This is a genomic window from Paenibacillus sp. FSL R7-0216, from assembly GCF_037969915.1.
GTDB lineage: Bacteria > Bacillota > Bacilli > Paenibacillales > Paenibacillaceae > Fontibacillus > Fontibacillus rhizolycopersici.
Map to the genome: position 1 here is coordinate 3,822,673 of NZ_CP150222.1, position 18,347 is coordinate 3,841,019.

At 54.6% G+C, this 18,347-nt stretch carries 15 protein-coding genes; 4 read left to right on the forward strand and 11 right to left on the reverse strand.

Annotation, left to right across the window (positions count from 1 at the left end):
* Positions 1–58 precede the first annotated feature (58 nt).
* Both MKZ15_RS17440 and MKZ15_RS17445 read right to left on the reverse strand, forming a co-directional pair.
* Entirely contained in the window at positions 59–1,210 is a 1,152-nt protein-coding gene (locus MKZ15_RS17440) for a cysteine desulfurase family protein (protein WP_339817147.1), read from the reverse strand.
* Positions 1,211–1,343: 133 nt separating this feature from the next.
* A complete protein-coding gene (locus MKZ15_RS17445) occupies positions 1,344–1,763 on the reverse strand; it encodes an Rrf2 family transcriptional regulator (RefSeq protein WP_068784637.1) in 420 nt (139 codons plus the stop codon).
* Between the two features lie 240 nt (positions 1,764–2,003).
* On the opposite strand from MKZ15_RS17445, the gene mnmA reads away from it, so the two are divergent.
* Complete coding sequence (mnmA, locus tag MKZ15_RS17450; protein ID WP_213623952.1) at positions 2,004–3,137, forward strand: tRNA 2-thiouridine(34) synthase MnmA; 1,134 nt, start codon at positions 2,004–2,006, stop codon at positions 3,135–3,137.
* Between the two features lie 101 nt (positions 3,138–3,238).
* Here mnmA and MKZ15_RS17455 read toward each other — a convergent pair whose 3' ends face one another.
* On the reverse strand, positions 3,239–4,552 hold the full coding sequence (locus tag MKZ15_RS17455) for a replication-associated recombination protein A (RefSeq protein WP_193416570.1): 1,314 nt from the start codon (positions 4,550–4,552) through the stop codon (positions 3,239–3,241).
* Positions 4,553–5,014: 462 nt separating this feature from the next.
* Here MKZ15_RS17455 and MKZ15_RS17460 point away from each other — a divergent pair, with 462 nt between their 5' ends.
* Both MKZ15_RS17460 and MKZ15_RS17465 read left to right on the forward strand, forming a co-directional pair.
* The gene (locus MKZ15_RS17460) at positions 5,015–5,311 is read left to right on the forward strand and encodes a CD3324 family protein (protein WP_336244906.1); all 297 of its coding nucleotides are present in this window, start codon (positions 5,015–5,017) and stop codon (positions 5,309–5,311) included.
* A gap of 141 nt (positions 5,312–5,452) precedes the next feature.
* Entirely contained in the window at positions 5,453–6,355 is a 903-nt protein-coding gene (locus tag MKZ15_RS17465) for an HNH endonuclease signature motif containing protein (RefSeq protein WP_339817151.1), read from the forward strand.
* Positions 6,356–6,773: 418 nt separating this feature from the next.
* On the opposite strand, the gene MKZ15_RS17470 is transcribed toward MKZ15_RS17465, so the two are convergent.
* The 6 genes from MKZ15_RS17470 to MKZ15_RS17495 all read right to left on the reverse strand — a co-directional run bounded on the left by MKZ15_RS17470 (position 6,774) and on the right by MKZ15_RS17495 (position 14,428).
* The gene (locus tag MKZ15_RS17470) at positions 6,774–8,936 is read right to left on the reverse strand and encodes a UvrD-helicase domain-containing protein (protein WP_339817153.1); all 2,163 of its coding nucleotides are present in this window, start codon (positions 8,934–8,936) and stop codon (positions 6,774–6,776) included.
* A gap of 216 nt (positions 8,937–9,152) precedes the next feature.
* Positions 9,153–9,905: a tRNA threonylcarbamoyladenosine dehydratase gene (locus MKZ15_RS17475; protein WP_155608735.1), complete on the reverse strand. Its 753-nt coding sequence runs from the start codon at positions 9,903–9,905 to the stop codon at positions 9,153–9,155.
* Positions 9,906–10,049: 144 nt separating this feature from the next.
* Positions 10,050–11,828 (reverse strand): aspartate--tRNA ligase, encoded by a 1,779-nt coding sequence (aspS, locus tag MKZ15_RS17480; RefSeq protein WP_339817156.1) that lies wholly within the window; start codon positions 11,826–11,828, stop codon positions 10,050–10,052.
* A gap of 43 nt (positions 11,829–11,871) precedes the next feature.
* Positions 11,872–13,116, reverse strand: coding sequence for a histidine--tRNA ligase (gene hisS, locus MKZ15_RS17485; protein ID WP_193418937.1), 1,245 nt, complete (start codon positions 13,114–13,116; stop codon positions 11,872–11,874).
* Between the two features lie 654 nt (positions 13,117–13,770).
* On the reverse strand, positions 13,771–14,235 hold the full coding sequence (locus MKZ15_RS17490) for a hypothetical protein (RefSeq protein ID WP_155608738.1): 465 nt from the start codon (positions 14,233–14,235) through the stop codon (positions 13,771–13,773).
* A 25-nt stretch (positions 14,236–14,260) separates the two neighbouring features.
* Positions 14,261–14,428 carry a hypothetical protein gene (locus tag MKZ15_RS17495; RefSeq protein ID WP_193418939.1) on the reverse strand — a complete coding sequence of 56 codons (168 nt, stop codon included), beginning with the start codon at positions 14,426–14,428 and terminating at the stop codon, positions 14,261–14,263.
* Positions 14,429–14,587: 159 nt separating this feature from the next.
* Between MKZ15_RS17495 and MKZ15_RS17500 the strand changes: the two genes are divergently transcribed.
* Positions 14,588–15,529, forward strand: coding sequence for a GNAT family N-acetyltransferase (locus MKZ15_RS17500; RefSeq protein WP_193418941.1), 942 nt, complete (start codon positions 14,588–14,590; stop codon positions 15,527–15,529).
* 61 nt (positions 15,530–15,590) lie between these two features.
* On the opposite strand, the gene dtd is transcribed toward MKZ15_RS17500, so the two are convergent.
* Positions 15,591–16,043, reverse strand: coding sequence for a D-aminoacyl-tRNA deacylase (gene dtd, locus MKZ15_RS17505; protein WP_155608741.1), 453 nt, complete (start codon positions 16,041–16,043; stop codon positions 15,591–15,593).
* A gap of 24 nt (positions 16,044–16,067) precedes the next feature.
* Complete coding sequence (locus tag MKZ15_RS17510) at positions 16,068–18,245, reverse strand: bifunctional (p)ppGpp synthetase/guanosine-3',5'-bis(diphosphate) 3'-pyrophosphohydrolase (protein ID WP_193418945.1); 2,178 nt, start codon at positions 18,243–18,245, stop codon at positions 16,068–16,070.
* Positions 18,246–18,347: the final 102 nt, after the last annotated feature.

Here is an 18,347-nt window from a genome sequence, read left to right on the forward strand (position 1 = left end):
GCCGAAAATCCTATACCTCCTCTCCGCAAAAGCCGATTTGAGCCCAAAAAGGTGCCCATTATTTTCTTCTACGAAGTCGTTCCAGGATGGTTCCAATTTTTTCGGCAGTTTCGGAAATTTCTTCCCTAGTATTACCCAATCCTACACTAAATCGAATCGCGGATCGCAAAAAACTTGCCGGAAGATGCATCGCTTCCAGCACGTGCGACGGCTCCAAGGAGCCCGAGGTGCACGCCGAGCCGCTGGAGGCGGCAATGCCTTCCATATCCAGATTCATCAACATCGTCTCCGAATCCACTTCCGGAAAGCTGAGGTTGACGATATGCGGCAGTCGATCGCTCGGGTGGCCGTTCACATGGAAGGCTTCGCGGGTGATCCGCTGTTCCAAAGCGGACAGCAGCTCCTGGATCAACAGACGATCATGCGCGGTGCGAGCCTCTCGCTCCGCCACGGCCAATTCAACGGCTTTGGCAAAACCGGCGATCCCGGCCATGTTTTCCGTACCGGCCCGGCGTTTTCTCTCTTGCAGTCCGCCGTGCTGGATCGGATCCAGCTGAAGATCCTTCCGTACATATAAAGCTCCGACGCCTTGGGGTCCGTTGATTTTGTGCGAAGAGAAGCTCATCAGGTCGACCGGAAGCTCGCGGCAGGAAATCGGCAGCGAACCGAGCGCTTGCACGGCGTCCACATGAAAGACGATCCCCCGCTCCCTGGCGATCGCGCCGATTTCGGCAATCGGCTGAATCGTTCCAACCTCGTTATTGCCGTACATCACGCTAATCAGGATCGTATCGGGACGAATGGCTTCCCGTACCTGATCCGGATGCACCTGACCGTAGCGATCCACCGGCAAATAGGTTACCTCGAACCCGTCCTTCTCTAGACGTTCGCAGGAATGCAACACCGCATGGTGCTCGATGGCGGTCGTGATGATATGGCGACCGTCCGCCTTGCGGGCAGATGCCGTGCCAAACAACGCCAGGTTATCGCTTTCCGTCCCTCCGCCGGTAAATACCAGTTCATCCGGACGGCAGCCGATCCGAGCCGCAATCGAATCTCGCGCCCCGTTCACCAGACGTTTGGCTTCCCGTCCAAAAAAATGAACGCTGGATGCATTACCGAGTTGCCCCCGCATCACCTTCAGCATCGTTTCCGCGACGTCCGGATGGATCGGCGTGGATGCGGCATGGTCCAAATAGATATGCTTCATGGCTCTCACCTTGTCCAAATCACTTTTTTTATTAACGTATAAAACGTAAATCACCGCCCCGGGATCGGGACGGCTACCGAATCGTTTGTTGATTGTATCCCACCGCATTCATGATGACAAGTCGGTTCGCAGATTAAATGTAGAACATGTAATTTTCCTTGGCTCCGTGCTCCTCGAAATTCACCAGATTCTCCAGCGTCGTCGAATCCAGCACTTCAGCGATACTATCGCGGATGCGCAGCCACAAATCGCGTTTTGCCGGATCATCCTCCTCGGTGAAGTCCACCGGGGAAATCGGCCCCTCCAACACGCGGATGATATCTCCAGCCGTAATTTCACTGGCTTCCTTGGAAAGAATATAGCCGCCGTAAGCCCCGCGTACGCTCTTTACCAAGCCGGCGTTGCGCAGCGGTGCGATCAATTGCTCCAGATAATGCTCGGACAATTGGTTTTTCTCGGCGATGCTTTTGAGAGAAGTGGGCCCCTCGCCAAATTTGGCGGCGAGCTCCATCATAATGGTCAATCCGTAGCGTCCTTTTGTAGAAATCTTCAAAGAAGGCACCTCTTTCAATTTTCGAGTAAACTTTATATAATTAAGCTTTGATCCTAAAAAAGACAGTCTCGGGCCATCCGCCGCGTACTTCCGCGACAGCCGTGCCCAAATCCGGGAATTCCTCCCTATTCCTATCTTTACCCTGTGCTTATCGTAACATATCATATGTGTTTTGGAAAATAAAGCAACAAATATGGTAAAATAAACGGCGAGCGAACGCCGCTCGAAGGAGTGATAATCATGGCGAAGCCTAACAGCGAAACCCGCGTCGTCGTCGGCATGTCCGGCGGCGTCGATTCCTCGGTGACCGCGCTCCTGCTGAAGCAGCAGGGTTACGATGTCATCGGCATATTCATGAAAAATTGGGACGATACCGACGAATTCGGCTACTGCACGGCCGAAGCGGACGCCGAAGATGTTCGCCGCGTCTGCGAGCAGATCGATATCCCTTACTACACCGTGAACTTCGAGAAGCAATACTACGATAAAGTATTTGCCTATTTCCTCGAAGAATATAAGCGGGGCCGGACGCCAAATCCCGACGTCATGTGCAACCGGGAAATCAAATTCGGCGAATTTCTGAACAAAGCGCTGGATCTTGGCGCGGATTACGTTGCGACTGGGCATTATGCACAAGTCGTGGAAGAGAACGGGACGTACAAGCTGCTGCGAGGCGTCGACAACAACAAGGATCAAACTTATTTCCTCAATGCCCTGAATCAGGAGCAGTTATCCAAAGCCATGTTCCCGATCGGTCACCTGCCGAAACCGGAGGTGCGTCGGATTGCGGAAGAAGCCGGTTTATATACGGCTAAGAAGAAAGACAGCACCGGCGTCTGCTTCATTGGGGAACGTAATTTCAAGGAGTTCTTAAGCAACTACCTACCGGCCAAATCCGGCGATATGGTTGATATCGTCACCGGCGAAGTCAAGGGCCGCCACGATGGCCTGATGTACTATACGTTAGGCCAACGGCAAGGACTTGGCATCGGCGGCTCCGGCACCGGCGAACCGTGGTTCGTCGCTGACAAAGATCTGGAGCGCAACCTTTTGTACGTCGTGCAAGGCGACAAGCACCCCAGCTTGTACTCGACGTCGCTGATCGCTTCTGGCGTCAATTGGATCGCCGGGGCTGACCATCTGCCGGAGGGTCCGTTCCACTGCATGGCGAAGTTCCGCTATCGCCAGCCGGACCAAGGCGTGACGTTGACGAAGCGGCCGGACGGCACCGTGCTTGTCGAGTTCGATCAGCCGCAAAAGGCGATCACCCCGGGCCAAGCCGTCGTGTTCTACCAAGGTGAGGAATGCCTCGGCGGTGGCACGATCGAAGCCCCGGCGAAACTGCGGGCGGAGGCTGCGGCAGCGCAAGCTTAAGCAGGAAGAAATAAAGCGGGAGTTACGGCGTCTACATTAGACCCGAACCTCCCGCTTTTTTTTGCGTGTATAGACATGGCACTTACACTCATGCACTCGGCTTACTTGCCGTTTCTGCGCCGCAGCTCTTGGTTGTGTTTGATCTTCGCTTCGTTCCCTTGCTCGGTGGCATGGTAGAACGAACGACCAGCCAAGCGTTCGGGCAGGTATTCCTGCTGCACATAATGACCAGGGTAATCATGCGGATATTTGTAGCCCTCGTGCCCGAGCTTCACTGCTCCCTTATAGTGGGTATCGCGCAAATGCAGCGGAACCTCGGCGGATTTGACCTCCTCGATAGCTGCCATAGCGTTCCCGATCGCCTCCACGACGCCGTTCGATTTAGGGCTTTCGACCGCAAACAGGATCGCCTGAACGACGTTTAGCCGCGCTTCGGGCCAACCGTTGTTCCGGTAAGCGTCCAAAGCACTGATCGCCTGTACCAGCGCTTGCGGATTAGCCAGGCCGATATCCTCGCTGCTGGCGGCGATCAACCGGCGGATAAAGGTCATCGGATCCATCCCCAGCTTCTCCACGGCATAGAGGAACCAGAATACCGCCGCATCGCTGGAACCGCGAATCGACTTGTGGAACGCAGACAACACGTCGTATTGCGTCGACTCGTCCGCTTTGACCAGCGGCCGACGGATCGATTCCTCCGCCACCTCAAGCGTGACATGCACCGTGCCGTCCGATTGCGGCGGCGTGGTCATCGCGGCCAGCTCCAGGGCATTCAGCGCGCGCCGAATGTCGCCGTTAGCCATCGCGGCAATGTGCAGCAGCGCCTCCTCGTCGACCTGCAGCGGCATGAAGCCAAGCCCTTTCTCTTGATCCGCCAAGGCCCGCCGCATCGCGATCAGCGAATGCTCTTTCGTCAGCGATTCTAGTTGGAACAACGTGGAGCGGCTCATTAAGGCGCCGTTGACGTAGTGGAACGGATTTTCCGTCGTTGCGCCGATGAAGATGATCGTTCCTTTTTCCACCGCCGGCAGCAAGGCATCCTGTCTCGAACTGTTAAATCGATGGACCTCATCCAGGAACAGGATCGTTTTCGTGCCGTAAAAAGCTTTGTCGTTCTGCGCCTTTTCGATGACCTCGCGAACGTCCTTCACCGACGCATCCACCGCGTTTAACCGAACGAATTCCGCCTGAGTATGGTTGGAAATAATGTGGGCAAGCGTCGTTTTGCCGCATCCCGGAGGGCCGTACAGCAAAATCGAGGACACCTGATCGGCTTCGATCGCTCGCCGCAGCAGCTTGCCCGGGCCAACGATATGCTCCTGTCCGATATATTCATCGAGGGAGGTTGGCCGCATCCGGTCGGCTAGCAGCCGCCCCGCCGGGCTTTGCTCCTGATTGAAAGAAAACAAATCCACCTTCAAGTCACTTCCTTGATCGTTAGCATGATTAACGTGATAAATGGAATGAACCCAAACTTATTCTAGCATACCTTACGTAAAAAACACTTATAGTCGTTCTTTCGCTTTTCCAGCGGCCGGAAATATGAGTTAATATAGATGTCGGGCCGACGAATCACGGGAAAGGGGGCTGATCGAAGTGATTACAGTGAGTGAGGTGGCTGCCGCGTAAGCGGCACCGCAATAAAACGGGGGGCTGGGAACAGCCTCCCTTATTTATGTTTGACGATACCTGTGTTAAGATAGATCCAGTAAAAACCAAATTTTGACTTTATTAAAAGTCACAAAGTCGGCTTTTCCACACCGAGAAGGTAGGATGAAGCGACGACCAAATCAAATTTTGAAAGGGGGAAGCGAGCATGTTGACTTATGTCGTAACAGTAGTTGAGGACGGACCACGAAATAAGGAGGTACATGATCGTGAATTACAAAAATGGAAAGGATGTTCTTCCCCCTAGGCTGTTGCAGGAGCTCCAAACCTATATTCAAGGTGAGCTGCTGTACATTCCCAAACCGGAACGGTCGAGGGCGTTATGGGGAGAACTGAGCGGATCCCGCATCTCCATCGCCAAGCGGAACGAAGAGATTTTCCGCCTTTATCGCGCCGGGAGCACGGTTCGGGATTTAGCCGGAAGATTCCACCTCTCCGATGAAAGCATCCGCAAAATTTTAACCAAAATGCGCAGCCTAAGACAACCCGCAGCCGTGACCGAGTAACCGGCAATGAGGGATCATCCAATGACAAATTTGAATATAAACCATAAGCCAAGACCGGCTGGTCTTGGCTATATTTATGTAGAATCAGGTATAATGGAGTCATATCCTACTTGTAGCCTATTCTAAACTGAGGTGACCCCCTTGACGCAGCAACAGCAACCCGATCAAGCTTCTACCTCCGCGAAAGCGGTAAAAATATGCGCCTATTGCGGCAAAGCGAAGCCGCTCGGCGAATTCCTGCGCCGCACCGGCAAGCGCTCCGGCAAAGGCTCGCGCCGCGGCGCCTGCCGCAGCTGCCGGGCGCAGCGCAAGCAGCAGCCGGCCCAGGCCGCGGTGCCCGAGCCCGCTGGCACAGCACTTGCGGCGCCAGCGGCAGTGCCCGCCGCGGCGGCGCCAAGCCGCGGCGGCCGCGCAGGCGAAGCCGCGGCCGGGCCAAGCGTGCCGCCGGGCGCGGAGGTCGCCGCCGGCACGGCCAAGGCGGCGCGCAAACGCAAGCGCAAGCGCCGCAGCAAAAAGGCCGCGGCACAGGTCGCGGCCTTGAAAGACGGCGCAAGCGCCGCCAATGCGGCGCCGGCCGCAGCTGCGGGCCGGCTAAGCGCCGACGCCGCGCTGCCCAAGCGGCGGATCAAGCGGGCGCTGCCTGCCCCGCCCCCGAAGGCTGAGGGTCCCGACGTTCGGACCCTGCGCCCGAACCGGAACGGCATGATCCGCCTGCGCGGACGCACCGACAAAGGTCGGCGCTGGCAGCAGGAGATCGACTTTGATCTGGCCGTCACGCTCGTGCGCGAGCATATGGCAGTCGTCGTCAATCCGTTTACCATCCGGCGTTTGTATACCAACAAGGCGTTCCGCCAGTATATTTTGAAACGGGATGATTACACTTGCTTCTTTTGCGGAGAATACGGCGATACGATCGACCATCTGTTGCCTAAGGCCAAGGGAGGTCATACGACTCCGGTCAACTGCGTATGTGCCTGCAACCTGTGCAATCAGAGTAAAGCCGACCGGTGGCTGGACGACTTTATGCAGGATGACGCGCTGTAAAGCTCCGTTTAATACGCGCTCCAAACAACCCTATTGGTGCACTTCTATTCGAAGAATCGAATACAATCCGCCCGCTTTGGCGATTTTGACCGAATATATATGAAATTTCATATACATTCGTACCTGCTAGAGCCGTTTGCCCTGAATCTATGCGAAAAACCGAATACAATTCGGTTTTTCCGCCATCTTCGGTATGTTATATATGAAAAATCGAATACATTTTCGCCCCCGTAAAACATCGCGTTGTACCTAGGCAGGTTTCCAAGAGAAGCCCGAGTGCGTGCATGCATGATTCCCTCTCCTGAACGAAAGGGATAATGCAGCAACCGCCCCCCTTCACTCTTCACCTTAATGAAAGGGATAATGGTGAAGGGAAATCTCAACCCCCTATTGAGCATCATCCCTCACGCCCGTGAGCTTAAGCTTCCAAGCTCACCTTAGCCGCATACTCCGACGCCTCATCGCCAGAGACGTAATCCGGCAGCCTCTCGCCATGCAACAGCCACAGCTCGTGCAGCGCGCGGGTGCAGCCGACGTAAAGCAGCTTGGCGTCTTTAGTCCCATAATGCTCCTGATCCACGTCCGTCACGATCACCGCATCGAACTCCAGTCCCTTCGACAGGTATACCGGCAACACCGATACGCCGCCGGCGTATTGCGTCAGCTCCCCGTTAATCAGGTTTGCTTCCAGCCCGCCTTCGCTTAACGCGGCATACAGCTCTTCCGCCTCCCGCATCGTTCGGGTTAATACCGCCGCCGTACGGAACGAACCGCCCTGCACCTTATCCAGCGCCTTCCGAATCAGCGCCAGCCGCTTCTCGCCATCCGCCTCCAGCAGCCGCACCGGCTCCCCGCTGCGAAATACCGGAACAGCCAGCAAATCCGCCCCAACGCCCCGCTCGAGAATCTCATTCGCGAATTGGATGATCTCCATCGTCGATCGATAGCTGCGCGTTAACGCAAAATAAGCGGTTTCGTCCGGCCGGAATAACTGCTTCATCTCATCCCAATGGCGCACTCCCTTGTAATAATGGATGCCCTGCGATAAATCCCCGAGAATCGTAAAGGAATGCCCCTTAACGAAACGGTCCAGCACATGAACCTGGAATGGAGCAAAGTCCTGGGCCTCGTCGATGACGACGTGGTCGAAGGTCTGATTTCCGTCGATCTCATTGATCAATGTGTACAGGTACAACAGGGCGGCCAGATCTTCTTCCTTAACGGCATTTTTCTTCAAACGAGCTTGCGTATCCTTCCAAATGCCCGCCGGAATCCGGTCCGAGACATTAACCATCCCTTCCGTCCCGCCGCTCTTCCGAATGCCAAACAACTCCCGGTACAGGCTGAGCGGCGTAAGCTCCGGCCACTTTTTGGCATAGCTTTTTTCCCGTTGCTGGGCCTTTTTCTTCCGATCCTTGAGCGCAGCCGCCGACGGTGCCTTCTTCAGCTCCATTTCGATCCAGCGATGAATGCGTGCCAGCACCCGTTCCTTACGGCGGGCCACCGGATAGTGGCGGTATTCGCCTTCAAACCAGATCAGGATTTCTTTGCGCGGCAGTCGCGCCCCTTCCCAAGGCTCGAAATCGCCTTCGGGCACGCAGCCGGATTCGAGCGTGCTCACAGCCGCGTCGATGATCTCCTTAAACGCCATCGAACCCTTAAAGCGTCCAGGCAACTCCGCATCCCGCCATGTTTCCGCGCCCCTTGCCCCGCCGTCAAACCACCGCGACAACGCCTCGGAACCATCGGACGGGACCTCATCCAGCTCCAATACCTTCGCCGCCCAATCGCTGAATGTGCTCTGCTGGATGTCTCCTACTCCCAGCTCGGGCAACACTTCCGAAATATAATCGATAAACATATGGTTTGGCGCAAAAATGACCAGCCGTTCCGCTTTAATCTGCTCCTTATACTGATACAGCAAAAAAGCTAGCCGATGCAGCGCCACGGTTGTTTTCCCGCTGCCGGCTACGCCTTGGATAATCAGCGCCGTATTTTTCGCCGCACGGATAATTTGGTCCTGCTCGGCCTGAATCGTCGAGACAATGTCGCGCAAGCGGTTGTCCTTGTTCTCGCCGAGGCGATAAACAAGAAACTCATCCGATACAGCCGGGCCATCGCCGTCGCGGTTATACGTATCCACGACCCGGTCCAAAATCCCTTTACGGATCACGATGTTCCTCTTCAAATAGACCAAGCCTTCGATCAAGCCCTCAGGCGCCACATAAGAGGCATCATCCCCGCCGGTAAACGAGTAGAACAGGCTGGCCACCGGCGCGCGCCAGTCGATGACGATGGGGTCTTTTCCGTCTTGGTCGCCAACGCCAACCTTGCCGATATAAAGCGGCGTTTTTCTTCTTCCCTGCTCCTCGAAATCCAGCCGCCCAAAATACGGTTCATGGATCGATTGCTCCAGCTGTTTACGTTGGCTCTCCCGATTCTCTTCAAGAAGTTGTTCGGTAAAGTCCTGCCCGGTGTACACCGGAATCGAACGCAGTCGCTTAAGCTGCTGGTCGATCTCTTCCAAGGTGCGGTCAAGCCGCGCCTTCTCTTCTTGATAGGCACTTTGAAAATCATCCATTTCAGTTACCTCCTAAGGTTTTTGTGCACTCCAGACTCAAAAGGAGTTTCATTATACCACTACCTCCATCCAAAAGGCGAATTTTCTCAAAAAGAAAGACGCGGATCCAGCTAGCCTTAGGCGCCCTGACCGCGTCTTCATGATCTCATCTTCCTCTATGCTTTATCCGATGGGCGCTTCAAGCGCCCCACTTCAGCTTCTTGGCAAGCTCCTGAATCATGCGCGCACGCTCCCGCGTTCCAGCAATTCGCGTACCGCCACGCTAACCATGATCAAGCCAACGACCGGCGGCACGAACGAGTTGCTGGCCGGCGGCTGCTTGGCCTTGCGGATTTTGGCGCCGGCCGGAGCGATTTTCTCCGTGACATCCTGGCGAGGCTTCACCGGAGGTTCGGTTGAGAAGACAACCTTTACGCCCTTCTTGATCCCGTCCTCGCGCAATTTCGTCCGAATCACTCGAGCCATCGGATCCATATGGGTTTTCGAGATATCCGTGACTTGGAATTTCGTCGGGTCCATTTTGTTGGCGGCCCCCATACTCGACAAGATCGGGATCTTCCGCTTCAGACATTCCTTGATCAGATGGATTTTGTAAATGATCGTATCCGAGGCGTCCAGCACGTAATCAATCTCGTGTTTAAACAGTTCCTCGTATGTCTCTTCGGTATAAAACATATTCAGCGCGATCGTTTCGCACTCCGGGTTGATCAGCTTGACCCGATCGCACATTAAATCAGCTTTCTTCTGTCCGATCGTCGTCGTCAAGGCATGAATTTGCCGGTTGATGTTCGTGATATCGACGACGTCCTTGTCAATCAGGATGATTCGCCCGATCCCGGTTCTGGCCAGCCCTTCGACCGCCATCGCCCCTACGCCGCCAATACCGAGCACGGCCACCGTGCTATTCTTAAGAATATCCAGTCCCTCCGCCCCGATGGCGAGTTCTGTCCGCGAAAATTGATGAAGCATGGTCTAGTGTACCTCCCGATAGGTTGACATCTTATATATGATAGGACAAATCTAAGCTTGGAAGCAAGTTGTTCCAGCTAAACAAAAGACTCTCCAACAGGAGAGTCTTTTCCAATTTATAGCTCGTTCTTCAAACGCCCAATTCTACTTCTTCGCTTCCGCCAACTTCGGCGCGAGCTTGATATGGAGTTGATCAAGCTGCGATCCGTCGACTTCGGAAGGAGCGTTCATAAGCAAATCCGTCGCGCTGGCCGTTTTCGGGAAAGCGATCGTTTCGCGCAGGTTGGAACGGCCCGTCAGCAGCATCACCAAGCGGTCGAAGCCGAAGGCAATTCCGCCGTGCGGCGGTGTGCCGTATTCGAACGCGTCCATCAGATAGCCAAATTTGTCTTGGGCTTCCTCTTGCGACAAGCCGATTGCTTTAAACATCTTCTCCTGCACATCGCGTTTGTAAATCCGCATCGAGCCGCCACCAACTTCGTAGCCGTTCAGCACGAGGTCGTAAGCTTGAGCGAGGATTTTGCCCGGGTCCGTGTCAAATAGAGAAAGATCCTCCTCACGCGGGCGGGTGAACGGATGATGCTCGGCGATATAACGTTTTTGCTCCTCGTCCCAGCCCAGCAACGGGAAGTCGACCACCCAAGCAAATTTATAGACGCTGTCGTCGATCAAGCCGAGATCGCGGCCGATTTTCAGGCGCAACGCACCGAGAACGTCCGCGACAACCTTTTTATTATCCGCGGAGAACAACAGCAGGTCGCCTTCTTCCGCGCCGGTGCGTTCCTTGATCGCTTCGATTTCCTGTTCCGTAAAGAACTTCACGATCGGACCGCGGAATTCGCCTTCCTTCACTTGAATCCAGGCGAGACCCTTCGCGCCGTAACGGGCCGCATAAGGTCCAAGATCGTCGATATCCTTCCGGCTCCATGTCCCGCAACCTTTGGCGTTCAGGACTTTCACTTCGCCGCCCTTCTCGATAACGGAGGCGAACACCTTGACGCCGCTTGTAGCAACCAGGTCGCTAACATTCACGAGCTCCAGGCCGAATCTGAGATCCGGCTTATCCGAGCCGTACTTATCCATCGCATCGGCATAGCTCAGGCGCTGGAACGGCGTAGGAATATCGATTCCCTTTGTTTCCTTGAACAGACGCACCACTAGCTTCTCCATCATCTCCAGCAGTTCGTCGCGCGACAGGAACGAAGTCTCAATGTCGACCTGCGTAAATTCCGGCTGGCGGTCAGCACGCAAATCCTCGTCGCGGAAGCAACGGGCGATTTGGTAGTAGCGTTCGATTCCGCTGACCATGAGCAGTTGCTTGTAAAGCTGAGGCGATTGCGGGAGAGCGAAAAATTCGCCCGGATGCACGCGGCTCGGCACAAGATAATCGCGCGCGCCTTCCGGCGAGCTCTTGGTCAGGATCGGAGTTTCTACTTCAATAAATCCTTCTCCGTCAAGGAAATCGCGGAACACCTTAGCCGCTTTGGAGCGCAGCCACAGCGTTTGCTGCATTTCCGGACGGCGCAGGTCGAGGTAACGGTATTTCAAGCGCAGCGATTCATCGACTTCGACGCCGTCTTCAATGAAGAACGGCGGCGTTTTCGCTGCATTCAACACTTCAATTTCCGTAATTTGCACTTCGATGTCACCGGTTGGCAGATTCGGATTGACCGTTTCGGCGTCCCGGGCTACGACTTTCCCCGTGACGGCCAGCACGTATTCGCTGCGCACCCGGTCGGCGATTTGCAGCGCTTCACCGGAATAAGCCGGATTAAAGACAATCTGTACGATACCGCTGCGATCACGCAGATCGATGAACAGGACGCCCCCCAAGTCGCGGCGGGTTTGCACCCAGCCGTTTAATGTAACGGTTTCTCCGATGTTCGCGGTACTCAGTGTCCCGCTTTGATGCGTTCGTTTCATCGTAACTCCCCTTTTCGCGTTTTCGTTTTGTTTATAGTTTTGGTTATTTTAGCTCTTGAATCAGTTCGCTTAACTTCACTGTGCGCTGCTCGCCGTTTTCCATTGACTTCAGCGCGATTTCTCCGCGTTCCAGCTCATCGTCGCCGAGAATCGCGGTGTAGCGCGCCTGCATCCGGTCGGCGGATTTCATCTGCGCTTTCATCTTCCGGCCCAGGTAATCGCGTTCGGCGGAGATTCCCGCTTGCCGCAGCTTAAACAGCTGGGTCGTAATTTCCTTATCCGCCGCTTCGCCCAAGGCGATGAGATATACGTCAAGCGGCTTGACGGCGCCGACTTCGATCTCCTGCTTCTCCAGAATCAATGCAATCCGTTCGAGTCCCATTCCGAACCCGATGCCCGGCTGATCCGGGCCGCCCACCTCAGCCACCAGTCCGTTATAACGTCCGCCGCCGCCGATCGTATCGATCGCACCGATGCCTTGAGCCTTATATTCAAACGCAGTGTGCGTATAGTAGTCCAATCCGCGGACGAGACGAGGATTGATCACATAATCGACCTCCATCGCACTCAGCAGCTCCTGCACTTTCGCGAAATGTGAAGTACATTCCTCATCTAAGCTATCCAGAATGGAAGGTGCGCCAACGAACTTGTCCTGATCGTTCTTGCAGTCGAGCACACGCAGTGGATTGCGTTCCATCCGAGCTTGGCAGTCTTTGCACAAGCTGTCCTTCATCGGCAGCAGGAACGCAAGCAACTTCTCACGATAGGCCGCCCGGCTAGCCGGATTACCAACGGAGTTGATCTCCACCTTTACGCCTTGCAGCCCCAGTTCGCGGCAAAACTGGTAACCCAGTGCCACGACTTCGGCGTCGATCGCCGGATCCGTCGCCCCAAACGCCTCTACCCCAAACTGGTGAAATTGGCGCTGCCGCCCGGCCTGTGGACGCTCATAGCGGAACATCGGCCCGATATAATACAGCTTGCTGACATCCGGTTCGCCGTAAAGCTTGTTCTCCACATAGGAACGAACGACGCCGGCGGTTCCTTCCGGACGCAGCGTCATGCTGCGCTCCCCTTTATCCAGAAACGTATACATTTCCTTCTCGACGATATCCGTCGTTTCCCCTACGCCCCGTTCGAACAGCGAGGTCTGCTCAAAAATCGGGGTACGGATTTCCCGGTAGTTAAAGCGCCGGCACAAATCTCTGACCTTCTCCTCGATAAATTGCCATTTCTCGACGGTTCCCGGCAGCAAATCTTGCGTACCCGTCGGTTTCTGAAAAGCCATATCGTTCATCCTCCATCTCAGACTCGTAAGCCAAAATAAAAAATCTCCCGTTCCTGTTTGATTCAAACAGGGACGAGAGATCGGTTCGCAATCACCCGTGGTGCCACCCACATTCCGAATTCGAAACCTGAGGTTGCCCAGTCACACTGACTGCGCGGCGTCCTCCATGTTCGCCTTCGCTTTAAGCGGTTATCGCCCGCCTACGCCATACGTCTACTCTCCAAGCGAAGGGTCGCTCTGGGATTTCGCCGTCGGTTCTCGGGGAAGTCTTTCGTTCAATCATCACCGGAATCCTTCCAGCCTGCTTCGCCATCCGAGTAACGGATTTGATACGTCCGTTAGACCGCCGTCGAAGTCGGGGATTCCTCTCTGTGGATGTGGGGTTGCACTACTTTCTCCCGTCATCGAATATTAGATGCAGTTCAAAAGGTCACACTGTTATTTTTAGATTGTATGAAACCACCGCGCTAAAGTCAAGCCCGGACCCTTGAAAAATGTCTAAACAAAGAAAAAAACCTGTCACCAACGGGGTGCAGGTCCAAAAGGTATTATATTAAAAGGGGGTCATGCTGTTATTATAAACAAGCAATGTTAAGGGAACATGTATCTAATATTACAGTTATATTACAGAGCGTATTGAAAGCTCCAATCGGATTACGGCTCGGCGATGTAAGCTCCCTGCTCGCGCAATTTTCGCACGACGGTCTCATAATCGCTATCCTTAACGCTTGCGCTAAGTACGTATTTCCATCCTTGGGGCTCGTCACTGGTGTCGATGAGGGATTCCGACGCCATCGGCCGGTCCCCGGAAACGGCTTCGCTGCGCTCTCCGTTTAATGAATCACCCGCATATCGCTCTCCCATGACCGTAACGGGCAGCACACTCTGGACACCCCGCACCGTTCCGGGCACTGGAACGATTCCCGGGTTGTTCGCGCCCGATGCGCTGATTACCCCGTTATTTAAAGGTAACAGCGGAACCTGGAGCCGGTCGTCCTCTCCCCATTCGTTTGATACATGACCTGCTTCAACCTCATTGATATTGTAGGCCCGCAAAGTAATGCGCGCGCCTTCCACCTGATCTTCCGTATTGAAATAGGCCTGAATATGTTGGGTCATGCCCCATACCTCCTTATGATCAACTTCAGCTTCCCGGCCGAGGCAGCCATTCAGTAGAGGGCTTCGCCTCCGGCATCACAGCATCAAAGCGCTCCGGCTCGGCTAAGCGGGCCGACACCCGGGCTTCGCTGCGATGTCCTACCGGGATGAGCGGAATGGATTGCCAATCTCTCGATTTCGCGGATTGGTGCACGGTCAGCAACTCCTTTGGTCGTGTAGCTCTTTACCACAAGGTTGTACCAAAAACGGTCCGCTTATCCTTTAGAACCGCAAATCCTTCATTAAATTTAGAGGAAAATTTTCCATCTTGAGGTATAATGGGTCCAAATCCCGCATAAGGAGGTTTCCTCACATGAACCATTTGGGCTTTCGCCTACGCCATCCTACCCTAGACGATGCCCAGGCCGTTTGCGATCTGGTTGCCGTTTGCGACACCGAAGATCTCGGAGCGCCCGACATCGTTCTGGATGATGTTCTGAACATGTGGTCAGGCTTCGACCTGGATCATAACGTATGGGTGGCCGAGGATGAGAACGACGATCTGGTCGGATACGCCTTTCTAGAAGAGGACAGCGAAGAGAAGTTGTTCAGCTATGGCTGCGTACGGCCCTCCGCTCGCGGACGAGGAGTTGGTGCCGCGCTCGTGGCCGTGCTTGAAGCGCGTGCCCTGGCGCTCCGGGACGAATCCGGCAAGACCAAGCGCCTGCAAGGCATGATTCCCTCCTCGTGCAGCGATGCCGCAGCCTTGTTTGAGGGCCACGGGTTTGCCCCTATCCGCTACTTCAAACGGATGACACTCCGTTTGGAAGCCGAACCGGCTGCCGGTGTTTTGCCGGAACGCTTCGCCATTGTACCGTACGTTAAGGGACGAGACGAACAGGCCGTCTACGAAGCCTACACGGAAGCATTCGCCGACCATTGGGATTTTGCTGTGCCTTCCATCGAGAAGTTTATCGAAAGAACGCAACTGCCAACTTTCGAAGAGCGCTGGTGGCTGATCGCTTGGGATTCCGAGGAGGATACCGTTGCCGGTTTTGCGTTATGCCGCATGAGTGAAGACTTGTTGTTCATTGAACATTTGGGCGTCCGCCGCTGTTACCGAGGTCGCGGTCTGGCACTGGCACTACTGCAGAATGTATTCGCTTCTTCCTACCGGGCGGGGCAAATCAACGTCTCCCTTGGCGTCGACGCCGCTAATCCAACGGGGGCTTACCGCCTTTATGAGAAAGCCGGGATGAAACCGGAAAATGAAATCAGCATTTATGAGAAAACCTTCCCGATTTCGGCCTCATAAAGAGAAGCGGGCCAGACGCACTTGATTCTTTGCGTCTTGGCCCGCTTTTGCCTCTTCATATTTAGATCTCGCCACTAGGGCTGTCCACAATCAAGGTGACCGGCCCCCAGTTCGTCAGCCCAACGTCCATTTCAGCACCGAACACCCCGGTTTCAACCGTCAATCCTTTAGCTCGAAGCAATTCATTAAACCGCTCGTACAGCGGCTCAGCCATTTCCGGCCGGGCCGCCGCCATAAAGTTCGGACGTCTGCCCTTGCGGCTATCGCCGTATAGGGTAAACTGAGAGACCGATAAAATCGCCCCGCCGATCTCCGTTACCGCGAGGTTCATTTTACCCGCTTCGTCTTCAAAAATCCGTAAGCCGGCGATTTTCTCCGCTAAATAGGCTGCATCCTGTTCGGTGTCCTCATGCGTCACGCCTACCAGTAGCATAAGACCGGGGCCGATCGCTCCGACCGTTTCTCCCCCTACGTTCACACGCGCCTCGCGGCAGCGCTGCACGACTACTCTCATCGATCTTCGAATCCTTTCTATCCGTTACTGCATGATCCGGTGTACCGTGTACACATCCTTCACCCGTTTGATCTTCTCCACAACAGACTGCAGATGATCGGTATTGCGGATCAGGATCGTCATATGCACCAAAGCCATTTTGTTCTTATCCGATCGGCCCGAAACGGCCGAAATATTCGTTTTGCTCTCCGATACCGCCTGTAACACTTCGTTTAGGAAGTTGCGGCGGTCGTGGCCGGTAATTTCGATGTCGACGCTGTAATTCGCTTCGATGGCCTCTTCCCATTCCACGTCTATCACGCGTGCGGCTTCTTCGCCGTCACCTCCGCCCGGAATGTTCGGGCAGTCGCTCCGATGCACCGATACGCCGCGGCCGCGGGTGATGTAGCCAACAATATCGTCGCCCGGAACCGGGTTACAGCATCTAGCAAAGCGGACAAGCAAATTGTCGATGCCCTTAACGACAACGCCATTCGTTGGACGGTGTCTGCGTTCTTCCGGTGCTTTTACTTCCTTGACCTCCGAGGTCAACTCGATATGCCCGGAAGCCTCTTCCTGTTCCTTGCGCAGCTTCTCGGTCAGCTTGGTCACGACCTGCGAGGCGGTGATCCCGCCGAACCCGATCGCCGACAGCATGTCGTCGATGTCGTTGAAGGCGTATTTCTTCGCCGCCTCCAGCAGCTTGTCGTCGCTCATCCATTGGAAAGGCTCGATTCCTGCCCGCTTCAGCTCGCGTTCGATCGCCTCGCGGCCTTTTTCCACGTTCTCTTCGCGTTTTTCCTTCTTGAACCATTGCTTGATTTTGCTGCGGGCATGGGAGGATTGGGCGATTTTCAACCAGTCCTGACTTGGTCCGTACGAATGCTTGGACGTGAGAATCTCCACAATGTCCCCGGTTTTCAGCCGATGATCCAGCGGCACGATCCGTCCGTTCACCTTGGCCCCGATCGTCCGGTTCCCGACCTCGGTATGGATGCGGTACGCAAAATCCAGCGGCACCGAGCCCGCCGGCAACTCGATGACTTCCCCGGACGGCGTAAATACAAAGACGAGGTCCGAGAAGAAATCCATTTTCAGCGATTCCACGAACTCCGAAGCATCCTTCGCTTCATGCTGAAGCTCCAGGATTTCGTTAAAGAACGTGATTTTATTTTCCAAACCGCCGGTACCTGTGCCTTCCTTATATGCCCAGTGCGCCGCGATCCCGTATTCGGCCGTCCGGTGCATCTCCCAGGTGCGGATCTGAACCTCCGTGGGTTCCCCGTTCGGGCCAACGACCGTCGTATGCAGCGACTGGTACATGTTCGCCTTCGGCATGGCGATGTAATCCTTAAACCGCCCCGGCATCGGCTTCCACAACGTATGGATGATCCCCAGAGTCGCGTAACAGTCCTTGATATTGTCAACGATGATGCGAATGGCCAGCAGATCGTAAATTTCGTTGAACTGCTTGTTTTTCATCGTCATCTTCTTATAGACGCTGTAAATATGCTTTGGGCGCCCCGACAAATCCGCCTGCACGCCCATTTCCTCTAACTTCTCAAAGATGCGAGCGATGACGTTCTTGATGTACTCCTCGCGCTCCGCCCGTTTCTTTCGCATCAAGTTAGCAATCCGGTAATATTGCTGCGGGTTCAGGTATCGCAGGGCGATATCTTCCATTTCCCATTTGATGGCCGAAATCCCCAGACGGTTGGCAATCGGGCAGAAAATCTCCAACGTTTCGTAGGCGATTCGACGCTGACTCTCCTCCGACTGGTATTTGAGCGTTCGCATATTGTGCAGTCGGTCCGCCAGTTTAATGACGATCACCCGAATGTCCTGTGCCATCGCTATGAACATTTTGCGGTAGTTCTCGTTCTGCTGCTCCTCTTTGGATTGGAATTTAATCCGCTCCAACTTCGTCAACCCGTCGACGAGCAAAGCACAATCGCTGCCGAAATGCTCCTGTATCTCCTTTAAAGACACCGTCGTGTCTTCGACCACGTCATGAAGCAGGGCCGCAATGACCGACAGCGCATCCATTTGCATGTTTACAACAATATCCGCCACAGCCAAAGGATGAAGAATATAAGGTTCTCCGGATTTGCGAACCTGTCCGTGATGGGCTTCGTCCGCAAACTCGTACGCTTCCCGAATCCGATCGAGATCCGGTTCCTTTATATAGGCAGACGCCTTTTCGAGTAATTGCTCTATGCCCATTGAGATCCTGTTGATTCCTTTCTATATGAAAATATACTGAAAAAACGCATACAAGAGCATAATTCGCCTCATTTTGATTTCCTATAATTATGACTCTTGCGT